The organism is Burkholderia sp. LMU1-1-1.1, assembly GCF_040675865.1.
GTDB lineage: Bacteria > Pseudomonadota > Gammaproteobacteria > Burkholderiales > Burkholderiaceae_D > Rugamonas.
In genome coordinates, this window is record NZ_JBEGHG010000067.1 from 120,817 (window position 1) to 138,151 (window position 17,335).

Below are 17,335 nucleotides of genomic sequence, written 5' to 3' on the forward strand. Positions count from 1 at the left end.
TCAGGCATTTTGCGCATTGACAGTACCAAATAGTGGGATTATGATTTTCAACATGAAAACACCTAACCACCACCCGGCGCCCAACGGCGCATCCATCGTGCTTCGCGCCTGCGGCATGGCAGGCGTCGACGTATGTTTCGCTAACCCCGGCACCACCGAGATGCCGTTCGTCGCCGCGTTCGACGAGCAGGGCGTCGGCGTGCGCGCCGTGCTCGGCCTGTTCGAGGGCGTCTGCACCGGCGCCGCCGACGGCTATGGCCGCATGCTGGGCCGGCCCGCCGCCACCTTGCTGCACCTCGGCCCCGGCTTGGCCAACGGCCTGGCCAACCTGCACAACGCCCGCCGCGCCCGCACGCCGATCGTCAACATCGTCGGCGACCACGCCACCTGGCACCTCCGGTACGACGCGCCGCTGACGTCGGACATCGAATCGCTGGCGCGTCCCGTGTCCGGCTGGTTCCGCACCGTCGCCGAGGCCGCCGACCTCGAGCGCGACACGCTCGACGCCATCGACGCCGCCAACGCCGCGCCGGGCATGGTGTCGACGCTGGTGGTGCCGGTCGATTACCAGCAGCGGTCGACGCCGCAGGCCGTTCCGCCGCGCGCGCCGCGCGCGCCGCTGACCTTCGATCCGGCCTCGGTGGCGCGCTGCCACGCGCTGCTGCGCGGCGGCGCCAAGACCGTGCTGCTGCTGGGCGCGCACGCGCTCAGCGCCCGGGGCCAGACCGCCGCCGGCCGCATCGCGGCGGCCACCGACGCGCGCCTGTTCAGCGAAACCTTCCCCGCCCGTAGCGAGCGCGGCGGCGGCTTGCCCGACATCGACCGCCTGCCGTACTTCCCCGAGGCGGCCATCGCCGCGCTCGACGGCGCGGCCGTGATCCTGGCCGGCGCGATCGCCCCGGTCGCCTATTTCGGCTACGAGGGCCTGCCCAGCGAACTGGCGCCGGCCGACGCGCTGGCCACCCTGGCGCTGCCCGGCGAGGCCGCCGACGAGGCGCTCGAGGCGCTGGCCGACCTGCTGGACGCGCCTGTGCACGCCGGCGGCGTGGCGCAGTCGGCCTACGTGCTGGAGGACGGCCCGCTGACGCCGGTCGCGGTGGGGCGCCTGCTGTCGAACGCCTTGCCGGACAACGCCATCGTCTCGATCGAGGGCGGCACCTGCGGCTATCCCTTCGTCACCGCCTCGGCCGCCGCGCGGCGCCACACGATCCTCACCAACACCGGCGGCGCCATCGGCCAGGGCTTGCCGGTGGCGCTGGGCGCGGCGATCGCCTGTCCGCAGCGCCGCACCTTCGCGCTGCAGTCGGACGGCAGCGCCCAGTACACCATCCAGAGCCTGTGGACCATGGCGCGCGAGCGCCTGCCGGTGGTGATGCTGATCGCGTCGAACCGCCGCTACGGCATCCTGCAAACCGAATTGAGCCGCATCGGCCTGGCCCGCAGCGGCCCGCAGGCCGAACGCCTGACCGTGCTCGACGATCCCGGCTTCGACTGGCCGGCGCTGGCGCGCGGCTACGGCGTCGAATCGCGCCGCGTGTCCACCATCGACGAGCTGCGCGCGGCGCTGGCGTTCGCCGAAGGGCTGCACGACCGGCCCTTCCTGATCGAGATGTGCCTGCCTTGACCAATTTGTCCCCCATCGGAGAACCGCATGAATCTTGAATTAACTGGAAAGGTCGCCTTCATCACCGGCGGCAGCATGGGCATCGGCAAGGCCATCGCCCTGGAGCTGGCGCGCGAAGGCGTCGACGTGGCGATCGCCGCGCGCCGCCTGCCGCAGCTGGAGGAGGCCGCCGCCGAGATCCGCGCCGCGCTCGACGGCAAGGGCGGCCGCGTGTTGCCGGTGGTGGTCGACACCACCGACATGGCGTCGGTCGAGTCGGCCATGGCCGCCACCGCCGAGGCCTTCGGCGGCATCGACATCCTGGTCAACGGCGCCGCCCATCCAGGCGGCCTGGTGCGCTCGGAGCTGGACCAGGCCGATCCGCAGGGCCTGTTGCAGGACATCGACATCAAGGTGGTCGGCTATTTCCGCTGCTGCAAGGCGGTCGCGCCCTACATGAGGCGCAAGCAGTGGGGCCGCATCCTCAACATCGGCGGCTTGACCGGGCGCGGCAGCAAGCAATTGTCCGGCATGCGCAATTTGGCCATCGTGCACATGACCAAGACGCTGTCCGACCAGCTGGGGCCTGACGGCATCACCGTCAACGTGATCCATCCGGGCGTGGTCGAAACCCCGCACATCCACGAGCTGTACGCCATCGAGGCGAAAAAACAGGGCCTGACGGCGGCCGAGGTCGAGGCCAACTACGCCAAGGCCACGCCGATCCGCCGCGTGCTGCAGGTCGAGGAGATGGGCTGGCTGGCGGCGTTCCTGCTGTCGCCGCGCGCCGCCTGCATCACCGGCGAATCGCTCGGCTGCGACGGCGGCCTGACGCGCGGCATTTTCCTCTAATTTAAGGAGTTCCATCTTGTCTACCATCCTCGTGGCCACCGCCGGCCAGGGCATTTTACGCAGCAACGACGACGGCGCCAGCTGGCACCGCCTGGGCTTGACCGAGCCGATCGAGTTCGACGGCATCGTGCGCGCGCTCGCGGTCGACCCGGACCGCCCGCAACGCATCTACGCCGGCGCCGACGCCGGCCTGTGCATCAGCGACGACGGCGGCGCGCACTGGCGCCGCGCCGACGGCCCGGTCAACGGCATGACCGTCTGGGCCATCGCCATCGACCCCAACGACGCCAACGTGCTGTACGCCGGCACCGGCGCGCCGTCGCGCGCGGTCTTGTTCAAGTCCGACGACGCCGGCGAGAGCTGGCGCCGCCTGCCGGTCGAGCTGCCGGAATTCTGCTCCGGCGTCAACCGTCCGCGCCTGTTGACGATCTGCGTCGACCCCGACGACAGCCGCCAGGTCTGGTTCGGCGTCGAGGAGGGCGGCGTCTGGCGCAGCGCCGACGGCGGCGCCAGCTGGCTGCGCGTGGACACGCCCGACAGCGTGATCCGCAACTCCGACATCCACGCGGTGGCCATCCTGCCCGCCGCCGGCGGCCAGCCGAAGACCACGCTGGTGTTGACCGTCAACGCCATTTACCGCAGCACGGACGACGGCCTGACCTGGGACGGCAAACTGTCGAGCCAGCGGTTCGACGGCCTGTATTACACCCGCACCGCGATGCCCTTGTGCGGAGCCGATGGCGCGCTGCTGTTGGCGATGGGCGACGGCACGCCGGGCCGCGTCACCCGCCTGTATCGTTCGGACGACCGTGGCGTGAGCTGGGCCCCGGCCACGCTGGCGACCGCGCCCAACTCCACCTTCTGGGCGCTGGCCGCGCATGCCGCCGACCCGGCGCTGCTGTTCGCCGGCACCAAGTACGGCGACCTGTTCACGTCGCGCGACGGCGGCCTGAACTGGACCAAGGAATGGCGTTCGTTCAGCGAGATCGCCGCCGTCGCCTGGACCCCGTACACCGCGCCGCTGCAAGCGCATGTCCAATCGACCCACTGACAGGAGCCCCCATGAGCGCATCCCCCCAACAAGCGCTGCCGGTGCCGCGCATCAAGCGCACCCACCTGTCGCTGTTCGTGCGCGACCCCGACGCCTCGGGCCGCTGGTACGCCGACGTGCTCGGCATGAAGGAGGCCGCGCGCGGTCCGCAATGGGTGTTCATGTCCTTCGGGCAGAAGCATCATGACATCGCGCTGCTGCGCGCCGACACGGACGCCGAGCTCGGCAACATCGGCATGCAGCACTACGGCCTGGAGATCGACGGCGACATGCGGGAGCTGCGCCGGCTGTACGGCATGCTGCTGAGCCGCAAGATCCCGATCGTCAAGATCACCGACCACAAGGTGGGCGTCGGCGTCTATTTCTGCGACCCCGACGGCAACCGCCTGGAATTTTTCTGCGAAACGGCCCGCGACGACGAGGAGGGCCGCCGCCTGCTGATGCAATACAACGCGCCCAGCGAGCCGACCACGCTCGAACCGCTGTACGACTGATCCCCTTTTTTTATCACCCACTGGAGCCCCACCATGAGCAAACCCGCCAACTTCGACGCCTACCACATCCGCAAGTGGTACACCCAGATCGACGACACGCTGGCCAACGAAACGGGCCGCCTGGCCGACGGCGCGCCGCTGCGCAAGATCGTCATCGCCGCCGCCATCGCCAATCCTTACGCCGGCCGCTACAGCGAGTCGCTGGACCTGATCGTCAACAACTCGCCGGTGCTGGGTCACGAGTTCGCGCGCCGCATCGTCGCGCTGATGGGCGACGACGCGCTGCAAAGCTACGGCAAGGGCTGCCTGGTCGGCAGCGCCGGTGAATACGAGCACGGCAACGCCTTCCTGACCGCCATCTTCGCCGACCCGGTGCGCGAGGCCATCGGCGGCGGCAAGTCGTGGGTGCCGTCGACCGGCAAGCGCGGCGCGCCCGGCACGGTGCTCGACATTCCACTGGCGCACAAGGACGAGTTGTACGTGCGCTCCCATTACGACACGCTCACGGTGCTGTTCCCGGACGCGCCGAACCCCGACGAGGTAGTCATCGCCTTCGCCTTCGCCACCCGTGGCCGCCTGCATGCGCGCCTGGGCGGCATCAGGGCCGCCGACGTCGTCGCCGCCTCCACGGCGGCGGACGCGGTCTGAGCCGGGACATGGCAACGACGTCCGCGCGCGAAGGCCGGTTCATCAGCCAGGGCCTGCTGCTGCGCTACCTGGAATGGGGGCCGGCCGACGGCCCGGCGCTGATCCTGCTGCACGGCCTGCGCAGCTACGGCCACACCTGGGAACCGGTGGCGCTGCCGCTGGCGGGGCGCTGGCGGGTGATCGCGCTGGACCAGCGCGGCCGCGGCGAAAGCGCCTGGGACCCCGACCACCAGTACTACGCCGACGCCTACGTGCGCGACCTGGAAGCGCTGGTGCGCCGGCTGGGCCTGCGGCATTTCGTGCTCGGCGGCCACTCGATGGGCGGCGCCAACGCCTTCGTCTACGCCACCCGCCATCCCGAAAAACTGATCGGGATGGTGATCGAAGACATGGGGCCGGGCGCCTCGGCCGGATCGGACGGCGCCGAGCGCATCAAGCGCGAACTGCTGGCGACGCCGGAGCGCTTCGATACCTGGGCGGCGGCGGAGGCGTTCTGGCGCGGCCAGCGGCCCGGCATCTCCGAGGCGGCGCTGCGCTCGCGTCTGCGACACTCGCTGCGCGGGGAGGCCGACGGCCGCATCCGCTGGAAGCACGACGCGCGCGGCATCGCCGCCGCCCGCCTGGGCGCCACGCCGGAGCAACTGGTCGACCTGTGGCCGCATGTCGACGCCGTCAGCGTGCCGACCCTGGTGCTGCGCGGGGCCAGGTCGGATTTCCTGTCGGCCGCGACGGCGCGCGAAATGGCCGGGCGCAACCCGCTGCTGACCTGCGTCGACATCCCCGATGCCGGCCACTACGTGCACGACGATAATCTGCCGGCCTTCAACGCGGCGCTGGCACCATTTTTGGATGGTTTGATTTCATGACTACAACGAATCCCGAGCGCCGCGCCGTCGTCGTCGTCGGCGCCGGGCCCAATGGCGCCACGCTGGCCAACCTGCTCGGCGTGTACGGCATCGACACGCTGCTGATCGAACGCAGCGAGGAAATCCTGCCGTATCCGCGCGCCGTCGGCATGGACGACGAGGCCCTGCGCGTGTTTCAGGCCGCCGGGCTGGCCGACGCCATCGCCGACAACCTGATCCAGAATGTGTCGATGCGCATGTTCAACGGCGACGGCGGCTGCTTCGCCGACATCCGCCCCGCGACGCGCGAATTCGGCTGGTGGCGCCGCAACATCTTCATGCAGCAGCTGGCCGAACGCACGCTGCGCGAGGGGCTCGAGCGCTTTCCCCACGTCGAGCTGCGGCTTGGCCAGGAGGTGGTCGGCGTGGCCCAGGACGGCGACGGCGTCAACCTGTCGGTGCGGCGCGCCGACGGCGCCGTCTACGAGGTGCGGGCCGACTACTGCGTGGCCGCCGACGGCGGACGCAGCCCGGTGCGCGAACTGTTGCGCATTGCGCTGGTGGGCAAGACGCTGCCGCGCAAATGGGTGGTGGTCGACGTGCGCAACGCCCCGGTCGACGCGCCGTACACCGCGCTCAATTGCGATCCGCGCCGGCCCAACGTTTGCATCTATCTGCCATACAACTACCGGCGTTGGGAATTCATGCTGTTCGAGCACGAGGACCCGGAGGTGATGGCCAGTCCGGCAACCTTGCGGCGCCTGATCGCGCCGTACGTGCGCGACGTCGAGGCGGTCGAGATCGTCAGCGCCCGCACCTACACCCACCATTCGCGCGTGGCGCAGCGCTTCGTCGACGGCCGCATCGCGCTGATCGGCGACGCCGCCCACCTGAGCCAGCCATGGATAGGCCAGGGCCTGAACCTGGGCCTGCGCGACGCCGGCAACCTGGCCTGGAAACTCGCCGGCCTGGTGCGCGGCCAGCTGGACCCGGGCGTGCTGCAAAGCTACGACAGCGAGCGGCGCGGCCACGCCCGCGCCATGATCGACCTGGCCGACACCTTCGGCGCCTTGCTGATGCCGACCAGCCGCGCCAAGGCCTGGCTGCGCGACCGCTTCTTCCAGGCGGCGCGTTTCCTGCCGGGCGTGCGCGACTACGTGCTGCAAATGCGCTTCAAGCCCATGCCCGTGTATCAGCGGGGCGTGGTGCTGCCGGCGGCCGGCCGGCCGATGGTCGGGCGCATGTTCATCCAGCCCGACGTCGAGGACGCCGAACGGCGCCGGCGCAAGCTCGACGACGTCACCGGCCCGTGGTTCGCGGTGCTGGGCTGGCAGGTCGATCCGCAGGCCGCGCTCGGCGTCGCCGAGCGCGAGTTCTGGCACGGCCTGGGCGCGCGCTTCGTCCACATCAGCCGTTCGCGCAGCGGCCGGGGCGCCGGCGAGCGGCTGCTGTCGGGCCGCGGCACGGTGTGTGTCGAGGATGTCGACAACCAGCTGGCCGGCTGGTTCGAGGCCCATCCGGGCGCCATCGTGGTGCTGCGGCCGGACCGCTACATCGCCGCCCACACCTCGCCCGACGGCCTGCCGCAAGTGACCAGGGACTTTCGCCGCTTCGCGGCCCCAACCAAGGAATCATCATGTATCTCGAACAACGAATCTACACACTTGTCCCCGGCGGCGTCGCCGAGTATCTGAAGCACTACGCCGAGTGCGGGCGCGCCATCCAGGAGGGCCATCTGGGCGAGGCGCTGGGCTGCTTCACGCGCGAGGTGGGCGAATTGAACCAGCTGGTTTATCTGTGGCCGTTCGACAGCCTCGACGAGCGCGGCCGCCGCCGCGCGGCGTTGCTGGCCGACGCCGGCTTCGCCGTGTTCCGCGGCAAGGTGCGCCATCTGCTGGTGAGGCAGGAAAACACCATTCTGGTCCGGGCCCAGGCCGCCAAGGCGGCGCCATGAACACATCCTACGATCCGCTGATGCTGTACATCGATGGCGAATTCCTCGGAACCGAAGGGCGCCGGACGCAGCCGGTGACCGACCCGGCCACCGGCGCGGTGCTGGGCCAGCTGCCGCACGCCGGCACTGCCGACCTGGACCGGGCGCTGGAGTCGTCGCGGCGCGCCTTCGAGGGGTGGCGGCAGGAGTCGCCGCTGCGCCGCTCGGCCATCCTGCGCCGGGTGGCGGTGCTGGCGCGCGAACGCGCCGACGACATCGGCCGGCAATTGACGCTGGACCAGGGCAAGCCGCTGGCGCAGGCCGTGGCCGAGGTGGTGGGCAGCGCCGAAACGGCCGAATGGCACGCCGAGGAGGGGCGCCGCGTCTATGGCCGCGTGATCCCGGCCCGTTCCGACAATGTGCGGCAGATGGTGCTGCGCGAGCCGGTCGGCGTGTGCGCCGCGTTCACGCCTTGGAACTTCCCGTTCAGCCAGGCGATGCACAAGGTGGCGGCGGCCCTGGCCAGCGGCTGCACCATCGTCCTCAAGGGGCCGGAGGAGTCGCCCAGCGCGGTGGTGGCGCTGGCGCGCCTGTTCCACGACGCCGGCCTGCCGCCCGGCTGCCTGAATATCGTCTGGGGCGTGCCGCATGAGGTGTCGCGCCACCTGATCGAATCGCCCATCGTGCGCAAGGTCTCGTTCACCGGCTCGGTTCCGGTCGGCAAGCAGCTGGCGGCGCTGGCCGGCCTGCACATGAAGCGGGTGACGATGGAACTGGGCGGCCACGCGCCGGTGATCGTCTGCGCCGACGCCGACGTCGAGCGCGCGGCGGACATGCTGGCCGTGTTCAAGTTCCGCAACGCCGGACAGGTGTGCGTGTCGCCGACGCGCTTCTTCGTCCACGGCGCCGTGTATGCGCGGTTCGTCGAGCGCTTCCTGGAGCGCACCAACGAGATCCGGGTCGGGCCGGGCATCGACCCCGGCACCACGATGGGCCCCTTGGCCCACCAGCGCCGCGTGGCCGAGATGCAAGCCTTCGTCAGCGACGCGCGCGAGCGTGGCGCCCAAGTCGCCACCGGCGGCGACCGTCCCGGCGGCGAGGGCAGTTATTTCGCCCCGACCGTGGTGCTGGAGCCGCCCGCCGGCAGTCGCGTGATGAGCGAGGAGCCCTTCGGTCCGATCGCCGCCATCGTTCGCTTCGACGCGCTGGACGACGCGATCGCGCAAGCCAACAGCCTGCCGTTCGGCCTGGCATCGTACGCGTTCACCGATTCGGCGCGCGACGCGCACCAGCTGGCGACGCGGCTGCAGGCCGGCATGGTCAACATCAACCATTTTGGCATGGGGCCGGCGGAGGTGCCGTTCGGCGGCGTCAAGGACAGCGGCTACGGCAGCGAGGGCGGCAGCGAGTCGTTCGACGGCTACCTGGTCACCAAGCTGGTCACGCATATGCACGTCGGCGGCTGAGCCGCGCAATCATTTTCACTGGAGTAGCCGAACATGCAATTGAACGATCCTTCCTTGTTCCGCCAGCAGGCGTTGCTGGACGGGCGCTGGTGCGACGCCGACGACGGCCGCACCTGCCCGGTAACCAATCCCGCCACCGGCGAGCTGCTCGGCACGGTGCCCAACATGGGCGCGGCCGAAACCGCCCGCGCCATCGCCGCCGCCGAAGCGGCCTGGCCGGCGTGGCGCGCCCAAACCGCCCACGAGCGCTCGGCCGTCTTGCGCGCCTGGTACAACCTGATCCTGGCGAACGCTGGCGACCTGGCCATGATCATGACGCTCGAACAGGGCAAGCCGCTGGCCGAGGCGCGCGGCGAGATCGCCTACGCCGCCTCCTACATCGAGTGGTTCGCGGAGGAGGGCAAGCGGGTCGGCGGCGACGTCGTGCCGTCGCCATGGGCGGACCGCCGCATCGTCGTACTGCGCCAGCCGATCGGCGTGTGCGCGGCGATCACCCCGTGGAACTTCCCGTCGGCGATGATCACCCGCAAGGCCGGGCCGGCGCTGGCGGCCGGCTGCCCGATGGTGCTCAAGCCGGCCACGGCGACCCCGTATTCGGCCTTGGCGCTGGCGGCGCTGGCCGAGCGCGCCGGCGTGCCGGCCGGCGTCTTCAGCGTGCTGACGGGCTCGTCGCGCCTGATCGGCGGCGAGATGACCGCCAACCCGGCCGTGCGCAAGCTGACGTTCACCGGTTCCACAGAGGTCGGGCGGGAGCTGATGCGCCAGTCATCGCCGACAGTCAAGAAGCTGTCGCTGGAACTCGGAGGAAATGCGCCGTTCATCGTCTTCGACGACGCCGATCTCGACGCCGCCGTGCAGGGCGCGCTGGTGTCGAAATTCCGCAACGGCGGACAAACTTGCGTCTGTGCAAATCGTATTTACGTCCAGAACAAGGTGTATGATCAATTCGTTGAGAAGCTGCTGGCCGCCATCGGCGCGTTCAAGGTCGGCAACGGCGTCGAGCCCGGCGTTACCCAGGGGCCGTTGATCGACCAGGGGGCGCTTGCCAAGGTCGAGCAGCACATCGCCGACGCGCTCGGCAAAGGCGCGACGTTGCTCGCGGGCGGGCGCCGCCACATACTGGGACATGGTTTCTTCGAGCCGACGGTGCTCGGCGACGTCACCGCCGCGATGTTGGTGGCGCGCGAGGAGACATTCGGGCCGCTGGCGCCGGTGTTCCGCTTCGATAGCGACGAGGAGGTGTTGGCGCAGGCCAACGACACCGAATTCGGGCTGGCAGGCTACTTTTACACGCGCGACCTGTCGCGCGCCTGGCGCGTCGCCGAGGCCCTTGAATGCGGCATGGTGGGCTTGAACACCGGGCTGATCTCCAGCGCGGTGGCGCCGTTCGGCGGGGTCAAGCAGTCCGGGTTGGGGCGCGAGGGTTCGCGCCATGGCATGGATGACTATCTTGTGATGAAGTACGTATGCATGGGCGGGATCGGCGCGTGACGACCGCCGCGCTCCGGCCGCAGTGTCGCAGCGGGGCGCGCCGCCGCCCGCGGTTCGACCAGCTTTGGCGCCGGCATTCGCGTCCAACCACTTTAGCGAGCAATTTTATGCTGACCACCGTAGATCGGTTCAAGGACGTCAATCTGCACGCCGCCTCCGTCGGTGAATGGCGTCAGACCTATAACCAGATCACCCCCGGCGCGCTGCACAGCTCGTTGATCCAGGCCGCCACGCCCCATGTGCATGTGTTTCGCGAGTACCTGAACCAGCGGGTGGTGCAGCAGGGCGTGGCCCCGCGACGCAAACTGTGCTTCGCCTTGCCGTCCGAGACACGCGGCGCGGCGCGCATGCAGGGCAGGGTCGCGCCTGAGCACAGCGTGTTCGTGTTGCGCGGCGGCGAGGATTTCGTGTTCCACATGCCGATGCACACCGACTTGCTGTCCATCACCTTCGACTACGCCGAGTTCGAGGGCGTGCTGGCCGGGTCGCTGCGCCCGGGCGCGCTCGAGGCGCTGCTCAAGCAGCCGGTGATCGAGGTGTCGTCCGAACGGCTGGCGGCGATCCGCCATCGCCTGCTGTGCCTGTTCAGCCACGCGGTCGCCAACCCGCACCTGATCTCCACGCCGGCCGCCCAGAAAATGCTGGACCATTCCCTGGTTGGCGCGCTGCTGGAGTTGATCAGCGACCCGGAGTGCGAGAAGGCTCCCAGGTTGTCGAGTTCAACGCAGAGCTTTATCGTCGACAAGTGCCACCAAATCGCCATGTCCAGCGGCGACATGCCGGTGACGATACTCGACCTGAGCGCACGCCTGCGCACCAGCCAAAGGACGATACAAAAGAGCTTTCACGCCGTGACGCAAACGACACCGGTCGACTATCTGCGCTCGATCCGGCTCAACGCCGTGCGGCGCCAATTGCTGTCCACCAGCGCGCCGGCGTTGAGCGTCGGCCAGGCCGCCGCCAACTGGGGGTTTTTCCACCTGAGCCATTTCGCCACGGCCTACAAGTGCCTGTTCGGCGAGCTGCCGTCGCAAACCCGCCGTGCGGTGGCGCGTATCGTCGCCGCCCCCGGCCAGGACCAGTGGGCGACGCCGTGGAATTGAGCTGGTCCGGGGCGCACGCCGGCGCCATCCTGAGCGTGGACCTGGCGGCCATCCTGGCCAACTACCGGCTGTTGTGCGCGCGCGCCGCCCCGGCTCCCTGCGCGGCGGTGCTGAAGGCGGACGCTTACGGGCTGGGCGCTGTCGCCATCGGCGCCGCGCTGTACGGCCAGGGGTGCCGGCATTTCTTCGTTGCGCACCTGCCCGAAGGTATCGCGCTGCGTCCCCATCTGCCCGCCGACGCGGTCATTTTCGTGCTGCACGGACCACCGCCCGGCTGCGACGACGAGTTTCCGCGCCATCGGCTGATTCCCGTCTTGAACAGCCTGTCCCAGATGGCCGGCTGGCGTCGGTTGGCGCGCACCACGGGCGTCCGCGCCGCCGCCGTGGTGCAGGTCGACAGCGGGATGTCGCGCATGGGCTTGTCGCCGGCGGAGATCGATGCCTGGGCGCGGCAACCGGCGCTTTCGGACGGCATCGACGTGCGCTTTTTAATGAGTCATCTCGCTTGCGCGGACCAGCCGGAGCACCCGATGAACCAGCGCCAGCTGGAGCGCTTTGTGGCGGCGCGGCGCGTCCTGCCGGCCTGCCCGGCCAGCCTCGCCAATTCGTCGGGCATATTTTTGCCGGCGCGGTTTCATTTCGACCTGGTGCGGGCGGGCGCGGCCTTGTACGGGATCGCGCCGGTCGCCGGCGCCGTCAATCCGTTGCGTCCGGCGGTGCGCCTGCAGGCCAAAATCCTGCAAACACGGACCATCGGGCCGGGGGAACAGGTCGGCTACGGCCACGGTTACACGGCGCCGACGCGGCGGCGCATCGCCACCTTGTCGATCGGCTATGCCGATGGCTGGCCGCGTCAGCTCAGCAATCAGGGCGTGGCGGCGATCGCCGGCCAGCGGGTGAGGCAAGTCGGCAGGATCTCGATGGACTCGGTGACGCTCGATATCAGCGAGCTCGGCGAGGACCAGGCGCTGCCGGGCGAACTGGCCGATCTGATCTGGGACGATCAACCGGTCGACGCGGTCGCGGCCACGGCGGGGACGATAGGCTACGAGATCCTGACCAACCTCGGACCGAGGATCGCACGTCAATATGTTTGAGGACGCGCCGATTCTGGAGGCGGCAGCATGACCTTGTGCCTGCCGAACGGCAGCGCGACGCCGGTAAGGGTGCGAAATGGTTTTGCCTGGACCATCCGTGGCAGCGGCTTATCCGGCGAACAAGGTGGGACTAATTGCCGAACAGCTTGAGGAGGGAAGGCAGCAATTGCGAAATGAAGATCGCCCCGACCACCCACAGGATGATCGAAGTCTTCGCTTCAGCAATCTCAGCCTTGGTGGAGGCCCGTAACTCCGCAATATCGGCCTTGGTGGTGGCCCGTAATTCCGCAATATCGGCCTTGGTGGTATTCCTTAATTCTGCAATATCGGCCTTGGCGGCGTAGCTTAACTCTGCCAAATCGGCCTTGGTTGCACCGGTAGCGACAATCACCGCGACGTCAATTTTGATGGCAGTGAGGTCGGCTTCGATTTTTTCGACGCGCTTTTCCATATCCCCATCATAGGGCGGCTCGCCGCCGCCCGCAACTTCGCCAGCCTTTGGTTCGTTTTTTAGATTGTCGGGCAAGGGATGGCTACTCATTTCCGAACTCCGGCTAGATGAGTGTTCGACCCGTCTGATCGTAAAAAATTCCGCCTAGCCGCACATAGCAAGCAAACATGGCTAACCGGGCGTCGACAAAGACCCCCGGCGTTCTGTCGTTACGCCGTGGCGGTGAGGCGCAACGCGGGCTGTTGCCCCCGCGTCCGCGCCGCGCCGCTGTGGTGCGCGGGCGCGGGGCCGCGGCCGGTGCTGTCGAGCTTGAACACGCCGACCACCTGCTCCAGGTGCCTGGCCTGGTCCTGCATCGATTCCGAGGCGGCCGCCGCTTGCTCGACCAGCGCCGCGTTCTGCTGGGTCACGCCGTCCATTTCGCTGATCGCCTGGTTGACCTGCATGATGCCCGCCTCCTGCTCGCTGCTGGCCGCGCTGATCTCGCCCATGATGTCGGTGACGCGCCGGACGCTGGCGACGATTTCACCCATCGTACTGCCGGCGTCGCCCACCAGCCTGGTGCCGGCTTCGACCTTCTCGACGGAATCGTTGATCAGGGTCTTGATCTCCTTGGCGGCGCTCGCCGAGCGGTGCGCCAGATTGCGCACCTCGGTGGCCACCACCGCGAAGCCGCGCCCCTGTTCGCCGGCGCGCGCCGCCTCGACGGCCGCGTTCAGCGCCAGGATGTTGGTCTGGAAGGCGATGCCGTCGATCACGCCGATGATGTCGGAAATCTTCTTGGCCGAATCATTAATCGCCGTCATCGTCGTCACCACTTCGGACACCACGTCGCTGCCGCGCACCGCCACCTCGGCGGCATTGGCGGCCAGGCCGGTGGCCTGGCGCGCGTTGTCGGCGTTCTGTTTGACGGTCGAGGTCAGTTCCTCCATCGACGAGGCGGTCTCTTCCAGCGAGCTGGCCTGTTCCTCGGTGCGCGACGACAGATCGAGGTTGCCGGTGGCGATTTCCTCGCTGGCCGACGCGATGGTCAGCGTACCGTTGCGCACATCGGTGATGATGTCATGCAGTTTCTGGATGAAGCCGTTGAGCGAGGTCGCCACCTCGCCGAATTCCGCGCTTTGCGGCGGCAGCCTGTAGGTCAGGTCGCCGTCGCCGCCGCGCAGATCCTCCGTGGCGCGCAGGATCGCCCGCAGCGGCACCAGCACCATGCGCGCCAGCAGCACCGCCAGCATCACCGACAGGCCGACGGCCAGCGCGCCGCCGCCGATCAGCGTGAACTGGGTGGCGCCTTTCAGCGAGCCGGCCTGGTTCGCGCGTTCGACCAGCAGCGCCTGCTCCGCGCCGGCCAGTTCCTTGAGCACCGCGCGCATCTGGTCCATCCAGGCCTTGCCCTTGGCGGCCTGTTCGTATTCGATCACCGCCGCCATCTTGGCGGGGTCGCCGTTGGCGGCCTGGCGCAGCGCGATGACCGGTTCGGCGGCGCCCGCGCGCCATTGGCGCTCCAGGTCTTCCATGGTCTTCAGGCGGCTCTGTTGTTGCGCGTTGTCGGCGGTGAGGGATTTGACTTTTGCCAGGTGGTTCTGAAACGCGGCCTTGCCGGCGTTGTAGGGCTCCAGCGAACCCGCGGTGCCGGTCAACGCGTAGCCGCGCTCGCCGGTCTCCATGTTGATCAGACTCTCCAGCATGTCCTGGCTGGCCCCCAGCACTTCATAGGTGTGCACGTTCCAGCCATTGGCCTGGTTCAGTTTTGAGAAATTGTTATAGGCTACCGTCAGCAGCACCATCAATATGGCCACGATCAGCCCGAAGCCCAGATACAGGCGCGTGCCGATGCCGAAATTTTTCGTGGAGGGAGTGGTTTTCATGAATTTTCCGTTTTGTCCAAGATCCGGGCGCGAATCGCTTACTCCGGGGTGATCGCGCGCGGATACGCGCCGCAACGTCGCGCGTCATGGACTCCATGGCTGGCGCGGGCGCAGCTAAGCGTGTATGCAACTAGTGAGAGAGCGGCGGGGGGCGGGCCGGGTAGAGGGGTGTGGCGATCGAACGATACGGAGATTCGGTAACGTTTGACTGTCGGAAAATATTCCAAGTATCCGCAAATTCTACACTAAAAGTTCTTTATGGCAATAAATATTTTAGTATCGCCTAACCATGGCCCGTGCCGCTCAACGCGCCGGCGGCGCGACGCTGACCCCGGCGTCGGTCTGCACCACCGGCTTCATGGTGCCGTCTGCGTTGTACTGAAGGTGTTCGACGGTGACCGCGCGGCGTCCGATCGCGCCGTTCATGTCGCCGATCGCCAAGGTGGCGTTGTGCAGGAACAGATACCAGTTGTCCTTGAACTGGACGATGCCCGGATGGATCGTGAAGCTATACTTGCCGGAACCGGTCAGCAGGCCGCGATAGGTCCACGGGCCGGTGATCGAAGGCGCGGTCGAATACGACACATGCTCGTCGCGCTGCGTGGCGCGGTCGAGCGAGGCGTAGGTCAGGTAATACAGGTCGCCGCGCTTGTGCAGCCACGGGCCTTCCTCGAAGTGCGGCGGCGTGATCTCCTGGATCGGGCCGTCGAGCTCCACCATGTTGGGTTTCAGCTTGGCGATGTAGCACTGGCGGTTGCCCCACGCCAGCCATGTGGTGCCGTCGTCGTCGGTGAGCACGGTGGGATCGATATCCTCCCAGCTATGCGTGCCCTTGGGCGTCATCTTGTTGGTGACCAGGGCGGAGCCGCGCGCGTCCACGAACGGGCCGGTCGGTTTGTCCGATACCGCCACCGCGATCGCCTTGCCCGGATTGGTGGCGTCATGCTCGACGGCGGCGTAAAAGTAGAACTTGCCGTTCTTCTCGATGGCTTGCGAAGCCCAGGCATCGGCCTTGGCCCATTTGAAATCCTTCACGTTCATGATGGGTGCGTGGCTGGTCCAGGTACGCATGTCCTTGGTCGAGTAGACCAGCCACTCGCGCATGTTGAACATTTCGTCGCGCTGCGCCTCGTCATGCCCGACGTACAAATACAACGTATCGCCGACCACCAGGGGGGCGGGATCGGCGGTGAATTTGTCGCGGATAATGGGATTCGAGCCGGCGGCGCCGGGCGCGGCTTGCGCTGACGCCGCCAACGCCATGGACAGGGCGCACAGCGCCATCCAACCCCGATTTTTTCGCGGGCGCACTTTACCTTTGTCTTGCATCGTTGTCTCCACTATTTTGTTTTCGCACAACTGCCGCAATCATTCCCTAACATCAAATGATATGCGCTAACATTGGCGTGTATTTATGGTAACTTGTGGTGGCATAGGATGTCCAATAATATTTCCCGGATGGCGGATCGCACTGTCCGGGACCCATATGGAGACGACAAATGATCTTGGTAAAACAACTGAAAACCCGATTCGCGTTGACGACGATACTGGCCTGCTCGCTGGCCGCCAACGCGCTCGCTGGCGAGGACGGTATGACGCCCATCCCGACGCCGGCCCAGCCCGACGCGATCACGCTGGACACGGGCGGCCTTCCGGGCGCGACGGCGCCGGAAAGCTGGCACCGTCAATACGGCAGCGTGTTCGCCCGCAACGTCACGGTCGCCACGTTGACGCCGGTCCTGCCGCCGGCGGCGAAGGCGACCGGCGCCGCCGTCATCGTCGCCCCCGGCGGCGGTTTCCGTACGCTGTCGATGGAAAACGAGGGCTGGGCGGTGGCCAGGGCGCTGGCCGACAAGGGCGTGGCGGCGTTCGTGCTGAAGTACCGCCTGAACCAGACGCCGGCGGACATGGCCGGCTTCGAGCGCTCGATGGCGGAGATGTTCTCGGCCACGGCCAAGCGGCCGCCGGCCCCGCAAGATCCGGCCGCCGCCTACGCGCCGCAGATCGCCGATGCCCGCGCCGCGTTCGCGCTGGTGCGCGCGCGCGCCAAGGGATGGCATGTGGACCCGGACCGCGTCGGCATGCTCGGCTTCTCCGCCGGCGCGATGCTGACCATGGCGACCACGCTGCACGGGCAGGACGCGAAGCCGGCCTTCATCGGCAATATCTACGGGCCGCTGTCGACGGTGACGGTGCCGGCCGGCGCGCCGCCGCTGTTCGTCGCGCTGGCCGCCGACGACCCGTTCTTCGCCAACGGCGGCTTCGGCCTGATCGACAGTTGGCGCGGCGCCAAGCGTCCCGTGGAGTTCCACCTGTACGAGCAGGGCGGCCACGGATTCGGCATGTATCAGAAGACCACCACCAGCACCGGATGGTTCGACGGGTTCACGCGTTGGCTCGGCATGCACGGCTACCTGAAGCCGCGTTGAAAAC

Annotated in this window: 16 protein-coding genes; 13 read left to right on the plus strand and 3 right to left on the minus strand. The window is 68.1% G+C overall.

What is annotated here, in order from left to right:
• Window positions 1–52 precede the first annotated feature (52 nt).
• From MRBLMU1_RS28235 to alr, 12 genes are all read left to right on the plus strand, one after another.
• Entirely contained in the window at window positions 53–1,624 is a 1,572-nt protein-coding gene (locus MRBLMU1_RS28235) for an acetolactate synthase large subunit (RefSeq protein WP_363509007.1), read from the plus strand.
• Window positions 1,625–1,651: 27 nt separating this feature from the next.
• Window positions 1,652–2,455 carry an SDR family NAD(P)-dependent oxidoreductase gene (locus MRBLMU1_RS28240; protein ID WP_363509010.1) on the plus strand — a complete coding sequence of 268 codons (804 nt, stop codon included), beginning with the start codon at window positions 1,652–1,654 and terminating at the stop codon, window positions 2,453–2,455.
• Between the two features lie 13 nt (window positions 2,456–2,468).
• On the plus strand, window positions 2,469–3,506 hold the full coding sequence (locus MRBLMU1_RS28245; RefSeq protein WP_363509612.1) for a WD40/YVTN/BNR-like repeat-containing protein: 1,038 nt from the start codon (window positions 2,469–2,471) through the stop codon (window positions 3,504–3,506).
• A gap of 11 nt (window positions 3,507–3,517) precedes the next feature.
• Entirely contained in the window at window positions 3,518–4,000 is a 483-nt protein-coding gene (locus MRBLMU1_RS28250) for a VOC family protein (RefSeq protein WP_363509012.1), read from the plus strand.
• Window positions 4,001–4,033: 33 nt separating this feature from the next.
• Entirely contained in the window at window positions 4,034–4,648 is a 615-nt protein-coding gene (locus tag MRBLMU1_RS28255; protein WP_363509015.1) for an amino acid synthesis family protein, read from the plus strand.
• A gap of 8 nt (window positions 4,649–4,656) precedes the next feature.
• Entirely contained in the window at window positions 4,657–5,514 is an 858-nt protein-coding gene (locus MRBLMU1_RS28260; protein ID WP_363509017.1) for an alpha/beta fold hydrolase, read from the plus strand.
• A complete protein-coding gene (locus MRBLMU1_RS28265; RefSeq protein WP_363509020.1) occupies window positions 5,511–7,187 on the plus strand; it encodes a bifunctional 3-(3-hydroxy-phenyl)propionate/3-hydroxycinnamic acid hydroxylase in 1,677 nt (558 codons plus the stop codon). The genes MRBLMU1_RS28260 and MRBLMU1_RS28265 overlap by 4 nt, the downstream gene beginning before the upstream one ends.
• The gene (locus tag MRBLMU1_RS28270; RefSeq protein ID WP_363509023.1) at window positions 7,130–7,447 is read left to right on the plus strand and encodes an NIPSNAP family protein; all 318 of its coding nucleotides are present in this window, start codon (window positions 7,130–7,132) and stop codon (window positions 7,445–7,447) included. The genes MRBLMU1_RS28265 and MRBLMU1_RS28270 overlap by 58 nt, the downstream gene beginning before the upstream one ends.
• Complete coding sequence (locus tag MRBLMU1_RS28275) at window positions 7,444–8,892, plus strand: NAD-dependent succinate-semialdehyde dehydrogenase (protein ID WP_363509026.1); 1,449 nt, start codon at window positions 7,444–7,446, stop codon at window positions 8,890–8,892. The genes MRBLMU1_RS28270 and MRBLMU1_RS28275 overlap by 4 nt, the downstream gene beginning before the upstream one ends.
• A gap of 33 nt (window positions 8,893–8,925) precedes the next feature.
• Window positions 8,926–10,383 carry an NAD-dependent succinate-semialdehyde dehydrogenase gene (locus MRBLMU1_RS28280; RefSeq protein ID WP_363509029.1) on the plus strand — a complete coding sequence of 486 codons (1,458 nt, stop codon included), beginning with the start codon at window positions 8,926–8,928 and terminating at the stop codon, window positions 10,381–10,383.
• Window positions 10,384–10,490: 107 nt separating this feature from the next.
• A complete protein-coding gene (locus tag MRBLMU1_RS28285; RefSeq protein WP_363509031.1) occupies window positions 10,491–11,486 on the plus strand; it encodes a helix-turn-helix domain-containing protein in 996 nt (331 codons plus the stop codon).
• A complete protein-coding gene (gene alr / locus MRBLMU1_RS28290) occupies window positions 11,465–12,583 on the plus strand; it encodes an alanine racemase (protein WP_363509033.1) in 1,119 nt (372 codons plus the stop codon). Before MRBLMU1_RS28285 ends, alr begins: the two co-directional genes overlap by 22 nt.
• Window positions 12,584–12,713: 130 nt before the next feature.
• On the opposite strand, the gene MRBLMU1_RS28295 is transcribed toward alr, so the two are convergent.
• The 3 genes from MRBLMU1_RS28295 to MRBLMU1_RS28305 form a co-directional block, all read right to left on the minus strand.
• On the minus strand, window positions 12,714–13,124 hold the full coding sequence (locus MRBLMU1_RS28295; RefSeq protein ID WP_363509036.1) for a hypothetical protein: 411 nt from the start codon (window positions 13,122–13,124) through the stop codon (window positions 12,714–12,716).
• Window positions 13,125–13,243: 119 nt separating this feature from the next.
• Window positions 13,244–14,902, minus strand: coding sequence for a methyl-accepting chemotaxis protein (locus MRBLMU1_RS28300; RefSeq protein WP_363509039.1), 1,659 nt, complete (start codon window positions 14,900–14,902; stop codon window positions 13,244–13,246).
• Between the two features lie 303 nt (window positions 14,903–15,205).
• Window positions 15,206–16,231, minus strand: coding sequence for a glycoside hydrolase family 43 protein (locus MRBLMU1_RS28305; RefSeq protein ID WP_363509042.1), 1,026 nt, complete (start codon window positions 16,229–16,231; stop codon window positions 15,206–15,208).
• Window positions 16,232–16,401: 170 nt separating this feature from the next.
• Between MRBLMU1_RS28305 and MRBLMU1_RS28310 the strand changes: the two genes are divergently transcribed.
• The gene (locus MRBLMU1_RS28310; RefSeq protein ID WP_363509045.1) at window positions 16,402–17,331 is read left to right on the plus strand and encodes an alpha/beta hydrolase; all 930 of its coding nucleotides are present in this window, start codon (window positions 16,402–16,404) and stop codon (window positions 17,329–17,331) included.
• The last annotated feature ends 4 nt before the right edge of the window (window positions 17,332–17,335 follow it).

Excerpts from the sequence above, each read along its gene's own strand:
- MRBLMU1_RS28265 (WP_363509020.1), top strand. The coding sequence starts at position 5,511 with ATGACTACAACGAATCCCGAGCGCCGCGCCGTCGTCGTCGTCGGCGCC.
- MRBLMU1_RS28235 (WP_363509007.1), top strand. The coding sequence starts at position 53 with ATGAAAACACCTAACCACCACCCGGCGCCCAACGGCGCATCCATCGTG.
- MRBLMU1_RS28240 (WP_363509010.1), top strand. The coding sequence starts at position 1,652 with ATGAATCTTGAATTAACTGGAAAGGTCGCCTTCATCACCGGCGGCAGC.
- MRBLMU1_RS28305 (WP_363509042.1), bottom strand. The coding sequence starts at position 16,231 with ATGCAAGACAAAGGTAAAGTGCGCCCGCGAAAAAATCGGGGTTGGATG.
- MRBLMU1_RS28280 (WP_363509029.1), top strand. The coding sequence starts at position 8,926 with ATGCAATTGAACGATCCTTCCTTGTTCCGCCAGCAGGCGTTGCTGGAC.
- MRBLMU1_RS28300 (WP_363509039.1), bottom strand. The coding sequence starts at position 14,902 with ATGAAAACCACTCCCTCCACGAAAAATTTCGGCATCGGCACGCGCCTG.
- MRBLMU1_RS28310 (WP_363509045.1), top strand. The coding sequence starts at position 16,402 with ATGATCTTGGTAAAACAACTGAAAACCCGATTCGCGTTGACGACGATA.
- MRBLMU1_RS28250 (WP_363509012.1), top strand. The coding sequence starts at position 3,518 with ATGAGCGCATCCCCCCAACAAGCGCTGCCGGTGCCGCGCATCAAGCGC.
- MRBLMU1_RS28295 (WP_363509036.1), bottom strand. The coding sequence starts at position 13,124 with ATGAGTAGCCATCCCTTGCCCGACAATCTAAAAAACGAACCAAAGGCT.
- MRBLMU1_RS28260 (WP_363509017.1), top strand. The coding sequence starts at position 4,657 with ATGGCAACGACGTCCGCGCGCGAAGGCCGGTTCATCAGCCAGGGCCTG.
- MRBLMU1_RS28255 (WP_363509015.1), top strand. The coding sequence starts at position 4,034 with ATGAGCAAACCCGCCAACTTCGACGCCTACCACATCCGCAAGTGGTAC.
- MRBLMU1_RS28270 (WP_363509023.1), top strand. The coding sequence starts at position 7,130 with ATGTATCTCGAACAACGAATCTACACACTTGTCCCCGGCGGCGTCGCC.
- MRBLMU1_RS28275 (WP_363509026.1), top strand. The coding sequence starts at position 7,444 with ATGAACACATCCTACGATCCGCTGATGCTGTACATCGATGGCGAATTC.
- MRBLMU1_RS28285 (WP_363509031.1), top strand. The coding sequence starts at position 10,491 with ATGCTGACCACCGTAGATCGGTTCAAGGACGTCAATCTGCACGCCGCC.